Genomic DNA, 11,944 nt, shown 5'->3' with positions numbered 1-11,944 from the left:
AAGTGAATTGTAATTATTTTATTACAAAATAACCATGAAAAACTCAATTAAAATAACCGCTACTTTTTTATAACACTTAACGCAAATCAGTTCTCAAACACGGTAACATCATCTTTTTTAAAGGTCATGCTATCGCCTTTACCTCTAAGCTCATAAGTATTGTTTTTATACCAAAACCCAGACCCTGAACGCATTCTCATCACTTCTATGGTGTCACCTTCAAACTCTAAAGTAGCCGTCCCTTGAGTATTGTTAAAAATCATATGTAATTCTTTACCCTGAGCATCTTTGGCAGTACTTTTCACAATTTCATCGGTGGTACGCTCGGCAGGATGAATCACCTGTTCGGCTTTTGATTGACTCTCTTTACAAGAAAATACTACAAGAACTAGAAAAATGGCTACGGAGAATAGATGCTTAATCATAATAATGTTTGTTTTAAGGCCGCTTATTTTCAACGGCTAGGATATACATTAAAATTAGCGAATTAATATTTAAAACGACTTCTTCCTTTCGGATATGGAAATAACTACTTTTAGAGCCTAAAATTCACCTAATAGCCGTTAAAACGAATCTGATTCTCATTTAAAAAAGTGTGCAAGCCTAGTTGAAATAAGGTACGGGTGATTAAATCTTGAATACTCTTTAATTCTGATTCTACCATGGCGAAACTTATTTGCGGATTGGGAGCTTCAAGTAGAACCAATTCACAAGCTTTGCTGCTGGAGGATTTAGCAAGTGTTTTACTTTTCATTAAAGCCTGTTCGATATTTTTTAAAAATTGAACAAGCTCCATTTTATTTAAAAATAATCCCGTGTTTTTAAATACCAATTGAATTTTATTAAAGTCTTTCGCAGCCGTTCTTTTCCATTGAAAAGCAATGCCGAAATCGTTATAATAAATGGTATTAATATCGTCCACGTTACATTAGTTTAAAATTAAAGTGTAATCAATATCACTAACATACAAGGTCCTCTCAAAAACCTCTATATAAGAGAAATTCAAAAGCTTTTTTAACTCATTAATTTCCTGACGCCTAAACATTAAAACCAAATTAGGCTGCATGGAAGGTATGGGAATTTTACGTCTTACTTTCGCACAAGCGTACCGGTGCTCCCAGTAATCTATTTCAATATCCTCTACATAATCCTTAAACTGTTGAAATTCTCCTTCACTAAGCTCCAAATAGATATTATTAAATTCTAAATGATACACCTCACATTGCTTACAAAAAGACAATTCGCCACTTTTTACTTTCGATAAAACTTTTATATGTTCTTTACACATAGCTTGAGGGTTTAGTAACAGTCGGTTTTTATTTGATTTTTGGCTTGAAACACACTCAAAAACGTATTAAGTCTTGTTATAGCAATGTGCTCTAAAACTTTCATCACGCCCGTTGCCATGGCTACCGAACCGCAAATCATAATCACACCTCCATTTTTTAATACACGCGCAATTAAATCGGCCTTTTCAAGCATCAAATCTTGTACATAGCGTTTCTGACTGTCTTCTTGTGAAAAACCAACATATAATCCCGATAAACGTTTGGCATAAAAAGCTTGATCTACAAAAGGAGCATACATTTTAAAGGACGCATTGGTACGTCCGCCCCAGAATAAATACGATTTAACATCCTTATTCTTGTCATTATTCATCATCCCAACAAAGGGCGCTATTCCTGTACCGTTGGAAATCATAATCACTTCTTTGGCTGATTTAGGAAAGTGAAACGCCTTATTTGTATCGATTTGAGCTAGCAGCGTATCTTCAACCTGAAGGTCATTCAAATAATTCGAGCACAGACCAAACTCATGCTTTTTGATACTTAAAACCATGTTACCTCCAATTTTCCCAATAGAATATTGACGGGCAACCTTCTCATTTTTTGGATAAATAGACAACAAATCACCTGAAACAAATGTCGCCTTTTTGGTGGGCTGTAATTCTATGATGAAGGACTGGTCGGAATTCAAATCCGTACGTTTTACAACTCGAAACGGAATCATTTTTTTTGTATTGATTTGTCTTTCGGGTTCCTCAACCTTTAAGTTCAAATTACCAGCTTCACCCCAAGAATTCACCCAACTATTGAACTCGTTAAAGGATTGATTGTTTATTTTATGTAGCGGTAAACTCGGACTAAATTTTGTTTGCACTTGCAGCATAAGCTCAACACCAATAGCAAACTCACAAAACCCCTTGTAGGCTAATGATCCAAATCCAACAATAGCATACTGCAAATCGTTATTTTGCTGCGTTATTTTTACCAATTTTTCAAAATTTCGTGCATTGGTAGGTGGTGCGCCATTACCATAAGTCGCCGTTAAAACAACCAAATGCTGGGCATTTTTATAACTGGTATACTGATTTAATTCTGAAACAAAAACCGATTTTCCTTCGGCTATCAAGGCATTATAAAGCGATTTCGCAAAACCGAAAGTACTACCCGTTTCCGATCCGATAAGTAAAATATATTCGGCGCTATCCTTGTTATATTTATTCTTGATTTTGATCTTATTTTTCTTGCGTTTCACAGTCATTGCAAAACCAGAATACATAAAAAATAAAATAGCAAAGCAGGTTACTAATAACACCAAAGACCAACTTATAGACCCTTGTCCTGTATGCAATACCATACTCAAACTTGAGGCTTTAGAAACTAGTCCGTAATCCTGTTCGCTTACAATATTTCCGTTATACTGATTCACATAAATCTCGCCGTCGTTTAACTTCAGGAAATAATAATCTTCAATATCATCAGAAAAAGGAAACTCAATACGCTTAACATCACTTAAGGTTAAATTATTAAAGCTATCAAGATCGCTAAGCGGCAGTTTAGTAGCATCACTTGGTGTGTCATCATTAAACTGATGTGAGATTTTTTCTTCTGGCAGTAATGAAAACTTTTCCAAAGACAAATAAACGCCTGTTAAGGTAATAATGACGATAGGAATAAGTGTATATCGCCCGATGATGATGTGGTAGTATTGATCGAAATCTTCTTTAACCACCTTAGAGAAAAATTTAGTTATACCTCCTTGGCGTTTAACAATTAAAAGCACACCGGTGACGGCCATTAAGAACAATAGAAGTGAAAAAAAACCTACAATAAATCGCCCTGTAGACTTTAAAAATAAAGAGCGGTGTAAATTGGTAGCGAACTTAAATATGGGCTCTTTTTCAATAATATCCCCTATTTTTTCAGCTGTAAAAGGATTGATGTAGAAGTCTTCGTTCTGTCCTTCATCTGTAAAAACAGAAGCTTGTACGAAATCGTTTTGATCAATTTCTACACTTATAACCTCATCATATCTAGCCTGAAGAGCCGAAATAGTTTGTGCTACCGAAAGCGACTGAGCCTCTTCTACGGCATAAGGTTTTACCTGGTTTGATATAGGCTCAAAAGCCAAAACAATCCCTGTTAAAGACGCTAATAAGATGAATATTGAAGAAGATATAGCCAAAATAAGATGGCTATATCTCCATATAGAAATGGTCATTTTTTGAAGTTTTATTGAGGCATCATTCGTATATAACGGATAAACCCGTTGCCTTCAAATTTACTTTTTACAGATGCTGATGTCAATTCAAACTCCACATCATCTTTATAATACTCTTGATTTTCAACAGCCGATTCGAAACGAATTTTATAACCGGCATCAATCTTATCATTATCAATGGCAATCACGTTAATACTACGTCCGCCACCACTCACTGTAGCGCCAGTAATGGCATCGATATCAGTTCTCACTTTACCGTGAAATTTCCACCATTCGGTAATGTCTGAGTACCACTCATCATCATCACCTTGAACATAAAGTGTTTTAACGTATTCGCCTTTCGGACTTAATAATGAAATGGCTATGTAAGCCCCTTCACCTGTATAATTCTTCATTTGAATCATACATTTATAATTTGTTGAATCGGCAATACTTTTAAATCCGAAGCATGAAAACAGCATTATAGCAAGTGCTGGTAATATTTTAAAAATCGTGTTTCTACGCATGATTAATTATTGTAAAAAGTTAATATCAGTTTTATTGGTTTGAAGAAACTCATTTTCTTGAGCAAGGTCGAAAACAGTTTCATCAAAATCGGTTTTTTCATTTTTATTAGCCCCAATGCTTAAAAGGTATTTCACCGTTTTTACATCTTTAGCTTGCATCACTGCCTTATGTAAAGGTGTTAAACCATCGCTATTTTTTGCGTTAACATCGGTGTTAAACTTTGCATGAACAATAGCTAATAGTTCATCTGCATTTCTATTATCTAAAGCGATATGGTAAGCGTTATTCCCATCTTTTTGCGCCTTTTTAACATCTAGACCTTTACTTGTAAGCAATTCAAGTTTCTCAGAAAAAGCTGCTTTATTTCTAGAATTATAACTTTTCAATAAATAATAGCTTAAATTATTTCCTTTTGAATCTACGACATTCACTTGAGCACCTTTATTTAACAGATAAGCTACAACATCGGCATCGTTATTTATCGCATATGTTAATGCCGTCTCACCATCTTTATTAGTTTGATTAATGTTTTTAGTTTTCGAACCTAAAAGCGTAATCACTTCTAAAGAATTTCTACCTGAAGCTCTCATCAAGACATTGTTACCTTCCTTATCGATTTGGTTCACATCAATACCTTTACCTAAAAAATAGTTTATGGTTTTAACATCTTTATTACCAGAAGCCAAATTAAAAAGAGGTGTTTGCCCTTCGGTATTCGTAATATTCGCCTCTAAACCTAAACCTTCTAAATATTGAAGGTATTCTAAAGAATTTTGATGTCTTCTAGACCCTCTTGTAGCTAAAAACAAAGCGTTTTCACCCTTTTTATTAAGCGTCTTGTAAGGCACTTTTTTATCTAATAACAAGGCCACCATCTCTTTATTTCCAGATTTAGCAGCATAGTTAAACACGCCACTACCATCTTCATCTACATCATTTATAGACAAACCTTTAGCAGTAAAGTAATCTACCAATTCGAAGTTTTTTACATGTGGCATGATTAATAACAGAGCATTAGCACCATGCTCGTTGGTATCGGTTTTAACATCCATACCATTTTTAATACATAAATCGTAAATTTTAGTGTCGGTAACACCAGCCGCAGCAGCAAAAGTTAATACAGAATAATGATGAGCATCACGCATTTCTAAATTCGCACCATGGTCGATTAAATACGTTAACAGTTCTAAATTCCCGCTGTTAGAGGCCCAAAACGCATAGGTACGTTTATCGTGCGTTAATTTGTTTACATCATTTCCCTCTTTTGATAAAAGAAATTCGATAACGTTTAACGGCGCTTTTGCAAAAATGGCATAGGTAACGGCATCAAATCCGCCTCCATTTGCTTCTGAAACATCGTTCCCTTCCTTTATTTTTTGTTTAATAACTTCAATAGAAGGATTTCCTTTCCAGAAGTCACGTTCTAAAAACACATTTTTAGACTGTGCCAACACTAGGTTTACAAATAAAAGCGCAACAATAAGTAATTTTTGATTTTTCATAGTAATTATTTAATGAATGATTCTATAACCTCATCAATCTTCTTTTCTTCCGAGTAATCGTCTGAAAACAAATATTTATAAAGTTGTTTATTTTCAACTTTAGCCTCTAGGGCTAAGTTTTTATGACGTGCGTAAACACCGTCCCATTTTCCGCGTACTAAAGCCCATTTGGCTTGATTTTCTTTCCACCAATCGGCAGCAGCCTTACATTTACTATCATCTACTTTTACGTAAGTATTATAGCCCTTTTCTTTTGCCAAAAGCACATCAGCTTTTCCTGCTTCACGAATTATTTTTGAGTTGTCTTGATCGTGAATCCAGCCTGTACTTGTAATTTCATGACGGTTTCCTCTTCCGGTTACGTTGTAATCGCTACGCTTGGTGTATTCACGTCTTGGTAGTGGGGCATCGGTTTGGTTTTCCCAATAGTTCTTACCATCTACATGAACCCATGTCGCAGAGCCTTCGTAACGCGGACTATCATCTACTTGATATACTTTTTGTGTCCATTGACCTTTTACTTCAGTCTTTGGCTTTGAAACATAGTTCCAAGTATTATCACCATTAAACATATAGAAATCGGTGTTTTCATACAACCAATCTTGACGCCAGTGTTTTACGATATGCGGACTAGAAGGGTCGCCCACTTGTAATAAATGCTGAATGGAAATTTTGTTTTTATCGTCTTCTATAAGTTGCGCCCACTCTAAACCGCCGGCAATTTTGGTTTCAGATGGCTTGTAAAGCGAGTCTTTACTGTAGTTAAAGGTTTCTGCAAAGTTGAAGGTTACTTCATAACAACCACACATGCTTTTTATAGCTTCAACGTCTTGCTTTTTTTTGCTTTGCGCGTTTCCACTTAAAGAAATGGATAAAAGTACTAATACAAAGGGTACTATTTTTTTCATTGTAACGGTTTGGTTTTTGATCGTCCAAAAATATTAAAAAAAATCATAATCTTATTTAGACTGAATAAAAATAACTTATATATTTGCCGCAAATTTATATAGAATGAGTCTAAATAAAAACAATATCATCATCTTTTTTTTAATAATTTTTAGCGCTTATAGCTTTTCACAAGAGGTAGCTAAAGATTCTACCCAATTGGAAGAACTCGATGAAGTCGTTATTACAGGACAATACAATCTCCAATCCGTTGATAAATCCATTTTTGAAGTAAAAGTGATTAACCGAAAAGAAATCGAACAACGTGCCGCCATTAACCTATCGGATTTACTAAATCAAACCTTAAATATTAATATCATCCCAAATGCATCAACCGGAAAAACAGGCGTAAGCCTATTCGGTTTAGATGCCCAGTATTTTAAAATCCTTATCGATAATGTGCCTATTATCAATGAAGAAGGGGTTGGAAACAATGTAGATCTCACCCTCATCAACCTAGACGACATACAAAGTGTAGAAATTATTGAAGGTGCTATGGGTGTACAATACGGTGCCAATGCAGTTTCTGGTGTGATTAATATCATCACCAAAAAATCCATTCGCGAAAAAACCCGCATTCAAGTGTATGCTCAGGAAGAAACCGTTGGTGATGAGTACGAGTGGTTTGATAAAGGCCGTCACATCCAGTCCCTTAATTTAAGTCATAATTTTACAGAAGACATTTTTGGAAGTGCCGTATATACTAGAAATGATTTTGCTGGTGTTTGGGGCGATAAACAAGGTGAAGTTTATGATAAAAATGATGGTTTACGCGGACACGAATGGCTACCCAAGCTACAAAACAATGCTAAAATTCTACTTAATTACAAAAAAGGGAATTTCAACATTTTTTACAAATTCGATTATTTTAATGAAGTTATAAACGAATACAATAGTACAGTAGACCTTAATGAAAATACCGCTACAGACACTAGCGATCCTTTAGCCTTAGACCAAACGTTTTTTAACAACCGTTTTATTCATCATTTAAACTCCAATGGCTTACTTGGCAAACGCATTAATTACAACATTTCAGTATCGTATCAAGAACAAGTTAAAGACCTTGAAACCTACACATATCGCATTCGAGAAGATGAAAAACTGAACATACAACAAGGTGAATATTTAAGCAGACAAGCCTTTTTCTCCCGCGGTACCTTCAGTAATCTCATACAAACAAATCGATTTAATTTGCAAGCAGGTTACGAACTTACTAACGAAAGTGGTTACGGTTCTCCATTAGCCATCACCGTGAACCCAGATGAAAACGAAGCTAAACAACGCTTAGATAATTACGATTTTTTTGCTTCTTCGGAAATAGAACTTTCAGAACGTTTTTCATTACGTCCGGGAGCACGTGTATCATTCACTAATTTGTTTGACGACCAATATGTGTTTTCATTAAGTTCGAAATACCTATTTAATAAAGGTATAGAGCTTCGAGGCGTTTTAGGATCATCAAACCGAACACCAAACTACGATGAGCTTTACACCTATTTTGTAGATGTAAATCACAATGTGCAAGGTAATCCCGATTTAAATCCTGAAAATGGTTTATCGGCCTTTCTACACTTAAAAAAAATCACTGCACTTTCGAATAACAGTAGGCTAAAAAATAAAATTACCGCGTCATATTTAAGTGTTCAAGACCGTATTGAACTCACCATTGTCCAACAAAGTCCACTATCCTACCAATACCAAAATATTGATTCTTATAAAGCTATAGGGATAACTTCAGAAAACACATATCAAATAAACCGACTTAATGTGCGACTGGGTGCTTCTGTTTTAGGGATTTCAAAAATTTTAGACAGTCATGCTACGCCCCTTGATGATTTCCTTTACAGTTTTCAAATAAACAGTACAATAAATTACCTCATTCCAAAATGGAACGCTTCTGCAGCCTTATATTTTAAGCATACAGGCAGACAACACCAATTCGTGGAACGCACAAACGATCAAGGCGATCAAGAGTTCCAAAAAGGAACCACCGAAGCATACGATTGGTTAGATGCCACCTTTAAAAAATCATTTTTAGACAAAAAATTAGAAACCACCTTAGGCGTAAAAAACCTATTCGATATTTCGAGTATAGAAACTGATGCCTTTTCTGGAGGAGCGCACGATGCTGCTCCCGAATTTATTCCGCTTGCCTACGGCCGATCATTCTTCTTAAAACTAGCCTACAATTTAAACCTTTAAACCAATGAAACGACCACCAAAAATATATACCTTATTAATGTGCTTAAGCTTGGCTTTAAACCTAAGTTCTTGCAGTGAGGACACCACTTTAGAAAGCGACCCTTTTGTTGTGGCTTTTGGATCCATATCCAAGAACCTAACAGACATGCAACGCACCAATGACACTGCTATCCCTTTAATTTACTCGGAAGAAGCCATAGAAAATGGCGCGCTAAGCATCCAAATAGAAGCAAAAAATGCGATTTATGGCACAGATTTTATAACCATTCCAGAAGCTGAAAACAACCAAATAAGCTTACAAATTAATGCTGGAGATTCTGAAAATGCTATTCAATTTAAAACTTTAAACAGTAGTTTAGATGAAACGACTGAGATTAAATTCAGTATCTCAAATATCGAATATGCCGCAAGCCGCATCCAAGGTTACTCGACCTTTACTATTAACAGTTCTGCCGCTCAAGGCGGAAGTCTAAGTCCTAAAGTTGGCGGTCCAAACCAAAAAAATCAAGTATATATCGATTTAAGTAGCCAGAGTGAAGCAACAGCACCACGCGACTCATGGGATTTAGGGTTTTACAATGGCACCTCATTTAGAGTCACTATAAACGGATCCATTTATATGGCTACAAAAGCTTTAGAGTCCACCGATATTGATAAGGTGACTGAAGCGGATATAAAAACAATGCAAAGAGAGGTGGCCGTAGGTACTTTTAATCCTGATAACGCCGCTTACGTTGATGCGCCAAATGGTAATATTCTAGAAACGGCCATTGCCGAAATTTCAGAAAACGATAATGAAAACCCGGTGTACCTAGTCAATCTAGGCTATGAAGTTGGGGCGGAAGAAGCCACTGTTGGCTCTACGACGATCGCTGGAAATGCGAGGGGCTGGAAAAAAATTAGAATACTAAGACAAAACGATGGCTACCTATTACAGTATGCTAATGTAAACGAAACAACACATCAGGAAATCAGTATTTCAAAAAATGCAAATTACAACTTCAATCATTTTAGTTTTAACACCAATACCATAGTATCGGTAGAACCTGAAAAAGACAAATGGGATTTGTGTTTTACGGTATTTACTAACATCCTCGAAGACGCTGGAAGCTATGGTTTTTCAGACTATGTGATTCATAATAACAAAAGTGATGTTACGGCTTACGAGGTCGAGGCTACCAATCTGTCTTATGACGACTTCAATTTGAGCCATGTAAATTCTTCTTTATTTTCTGAAGATCAAACTGCCATTGGAAGTAACTGGCGCGATGTTTTTGAACGTACCGTTTTTGCTGATAAATTCTACATCCTAAAAGACACTAACGGAAACATCTACAAAATTAAATTTTTAGCCATGACCAATAGTAATGGTGATCGTGGCTACCCCGAATTTGAATATAACCTTTTACAATAACCATTTATAAATCTTAAAAAAAGAACCACAATGACATCAAAATTACAATTATTATTAGCGTTATTCTGTGTCTGTTTATCAACACAAGCACAAGAAAAAACAGTAAATCTAAGTATGGGGGCGGATTATGCCAACCAAATATTCTATAAATTAAACACCGAATCTGCAACAGCTTTTGCTAAAGATTCATGGGATTTAGCATTTTTAAGAACAAGTGCACGAAATATGGGCGTTCGAGTTAATGAGGGCCGTGGTATTTCGGTTTTTGAAGCCTCAAACGATATAAACAACTGGGCATCAATTGATGTTTCTAACGAAAGTAATTGGACCCCATTACACAATTCGGAAACAGCATGGACATTAGGGGCTATAGATCAAGGATCTGCTTCCTTCGGATGGGGTGAATACAACCCTGCAAACCACCATGTTACGGGCTCTATTATATTTGTTTTAAAATACGCCGATGGTACTTACAGAAAACTAATTATTGAAGATTATTACGGTGCTTATACCATTAAATTCTCAACATGGAATGCGGGAACATCCACTTGGGGAGCAGACCAATCCGCTACTATAGTCAATACGAATAACCCAAACAACACGTATAACTACTACTCTTTGGAAAATGCTAATGAAATGGTAGCCGAACCAGCAACAGCCGATTGGGATTTTGTTTTCACCAAATATGCTACCGATTACTATGGTGATGGCACTACATATTACCCTGTAACAGGCGTTTTACAAAATACTACGGTTAGCGTTGCTAAAAACGACGAGCCTACTAAGGCAAGTAACCCAAGCCTAACTTACAGCGACGATATTAATACTATTGGTTATGATTGGAAAAGTCTGAATGCCTCTTATACTTACGACACCAATACAAACCAAGCGTACTATGTGAAATATGCAAATGGTACTGTATACAGAATGTATTTCACAGCTTTTGGCGGAGGAAGTACTGGAGATATCCAATTTAAATTTGAAGATGTCACTTCAACTTTAGATATTAATAACGTCTCAGAACAAGTAGCCTTTGGCATTTACCCAAATCCTTCTACAGACAAACTGGTAAATTTAGTGTACGATGTGAATCAATTAAGCAGTAGCAATAACACCATCGCTATTTTCAACACGGCGGGACAAAAAGTACTTGAAACCGCATTGGACAGTCAAGCTGGATTTTATAACAAAACCTTAGACTTAACGGATTTAAACAGCGGAATCTATGTATTGCAATTTACATCCGGAACAACATCACTAACCAAAAAATTAGTGCTTAAATAAGCTATTATCAACTACAATAGTTTCTCTTCAAAAAGTCTGGCTTCATCGCTGGGCTTTTTGTTTTTATGAAACTTGAAGTGGTCTTGTGAATACAGAGTTTTATGTTTACTTAAAAAGACCTTTCAGGTTTTAAAAACCTGAAAGGTCTGTAAAACATGAGATATTTGATAGTCTGAAGTTTTTTATATTTCCTGATTTTGATAATAAGGCATTTTAGTTAAAAAGATCCACACCAATTTTTATAACACAACAATTAGGATTGATCCGATTGATCCCCGAAATTTGCAGGTCTTAAAGAAGGTAATTTAAAGCATAAAAAAAGCCTCATCTTATAAAAGATGAGGCTTTGTACTGAAGACGGGACTTGAACCCGTACGTCCTAATGGACATTGGATTTTAAGTCCAACGTGTCTACCAATTCCACCACTTCAGCATTGGAATATTTTTAAGAAAGTTTCAGAGCGAAAGACGGGATTTGAACCCGCGACCCTCACCTTGGCAAGGTGATGCTCTACCCCTGAGCTACTTTCGCAGTCTTTTTATGAACGTGCAACATTGCTATTGCGGGTGCAAATTTAATACTTTT

Annotated in this window: 10 protein-coding genes and 2 tRNA genes; 3 read left to right on the top strand and 9 right to left on the bottom strand. The window is 35.8% G+C overall.

The window, feature by feature from the left end; translation table 11 throughout:
• Window positions 1-86: 86 nt before the first annotated feature.
• The 7 genes from JJL45_RS04305 to JJL45_RS04275 all read right to left on the bottom strand — a co-directional run bounded on the left by JJL45_RS04305 (window position 87) and on the right by JJL45_RS04275 (window position 6,421).
• On the bottom strand, window positions 87-425 hold the full coding sequence (locus JJL45_RS04305) for an MliC family protein (protein ID WP_068603521.1): 339 nt from the start codon (window positions 423-425) through the stop codon (window positions 87-89).
• 128 nt (window positions 426-553) lie between these two features.
• On the bottom strand, window positions 554-922 hold the full coding sequence (locus JJL45_RS04300) for a hypothetical protein (RefSeq protein WP_068603519.1): 369 nt from the start codon (window positions 920-922) through the stop codon (window positions 554-556).
• Between the two features lie 6 nt (window positions 923-928).
• Window positions 929-1,288, bottom strand: a complete 360-nt coding sequence (locus tag JJL45_RS04295) for a DUF6686 family protein (RefSeq protein ID WP_082935939.1) — start codon at window positions 1,286-1,288, stop codon at window positions 929-931.
• Between the two features lie 11 nt (window positions 1,289-1,299).
• A complete protein-coding gene (locus tag JJL45_RS04290) occupies window positions 1,300-3,504 on the bottom strand; it encodes a PepSY domain-containing protein (protein ID WP_202664265.1) in 2,205 nt (734 codons plus the stop codon).
• A gap of 11 nt (window positions 3,505-3,515) precedes the next feature.
• Complete coding sequence (locus JJL45_RS04285; RefSeq protein WP_068603518.1) at window positions 3,516-4,010, bottom strand: DUF2271 domain-containing protein; 495 nt, start codon at window positions 4,008-4,010, stop codon at window positions 3,516-3,518.
• 6 nt (window positions 4,011-4,016) lie between these two features.
• Window positions 4,017-5,513: an ankyrin repeat domain-containing protein gene (locus tag JJL45_RS04280; protein ID WP_068603516.1), complete on the bottom strand. Its 1,497-nt coding sequence runs from the start codon at window positions 5,511-5,513 to the stop codon at window positions 4,017-4,019.
• Window positions 5,514-5,518: 5 nt separating this feature from the next.
• On the bottom strand, window positions 5,519-6,421 hold the full coding sequence (locus JJL45_RS04275) for a DUF6607 family protein (RefSeq protein ID WP_068603514.1): 903 nt from the start codon (window positions 6,419-6,421) through the stop codon (window positions 5,519-5,521).
• 103 nt (window positions 6,422-6,524) lie between these two features.
• Between JJL45_RS04275 and JJL45_RS04270 the strand changes: the two genes are divergently transcribed.
• The 3 genes from JJL45_RS04270 to JJL45_RS04260 are packed head-to-tail and all read left to right on the top strand — an operon-like array spanning window position 6,525 to window position 11,358.
• Window positions 6,525-8,660 carry a TonB-dependent receptor plug domain-containing protein gene (locus tag JJL45_RS04270; protein ID WP_068603512.1) on the top strand — a complete coding sequence of 712 codons (2,136 nt, stop codon included), beginning with the start codon at window positions 6,525-6,527 and terminating at the stop codon, window positions 8,658-8,660.
• 4 nt (window positions 8,661-8,664) lie between these two features.
• Entirely contained in the window at window positions 8,665-10,074 is a 1,410-nt protein-coding gene (locus tag JJL45_RS04265) for an HmuY family protein (protein ID WP_068603509.1), read from the top strand.
• A 30-nt stretch (window positions 10,075-10,104) separates the two neighbouring features.
• Window positions 10,105-11,358 (top strand): T9SS type A sorting domain-containing protein, encoded by a 1,254-nt coding sequence (locus JJL45_RS04260; protein ID WP_068603507.1) that lies wholly within the window; start codon window positions 10,105-10,107, stop codon window positions 11,356-11,358.
• A gap of 349 nt (window positions 11,359-11,707) precedes the next feature.
• Here JJL45_RS04260 and JJL45_RS04255 read toward each other — a convergent pair.
• Together JJL45_RS04255 and JJL45_RS04250 are read right to left on the bottom strand one after the other, a co-directional pair.
• Window positions 11,708-11,791, bottom strand: a tRNA-Leu gene (locus JJL45_RS04255).
• Between the two features lie 27 nt (window positions 11,792-11,818).
• Window positions 11,819-11,890 (bottom strand) — tRNA-Gly (locus JJL45_RS04250).
• Between the last annotated feature and the right edge of the window lie 54 nt (window positions 11,891-11,944).

The sequence above is a fragment of the Tamlana sp. s12 genome, from assembly GCF_016767215.1.
Classification (GTDB): domain Bacteria; phylum Bacteroidota; class Bacteroidia; order Flavobacteriales; family Flavobacteriaceae; genus Pseudotamlana; species Pseudotamlana agarivorans.
Note: the sequence above shows the minus strand (reverse complement) of the source record. Positions and strands in the feature narration are given on the sequence as shown.